At 29.4% G+C, this 252-nt stretch carries 1 pseudogene; it reads right to left on the bottom strand.

The features are described from left to right. Positions 1-252: pseudogene (locus ELQ12_RS10100) on the bottom strand (hypothetical protein); the annotation flags it as partial.

The following is a 252-nucleotide window of genomic DNA, read 5'->3' as shown; positions in this document are numbered from 1 at the left end:
AAGGATTATGGATACTTAAAATAGCTTCTTGATCGATTAAAACATTAGGATGAAAATTAAAAGTTGTAGGGGTGCTTAGATGAGATGAAGCATTGGTTAAAGTATTTAAAGAAAATAAATCTTGTTCTAAACTTTCAAAAAAGCCTTCACATTCTATAGAAAAAAGTTCTTCAAGACTTTCTTTGATGAGGGCTTTAGTGATTTTAAAGGGTAGGGGATTTGAAGTAGAATTTGATATATCAAGACTCATAT

This window comes from Campylobacter sp. US25a, assembly GCF_004379075.1.
In the GTDB taxonomy this organism is placed as follows: Bacteria; Campylobacterota; Campylobacteria; order Campylobacterales; family Campylobacteraceae; genus Campylobacter_D; species Campylobacter_D jejuni.
Note: the sequence above shows the minus strand (reverse complement) of the source record. Positions and strands in the feature narration are given on the sequence as shown.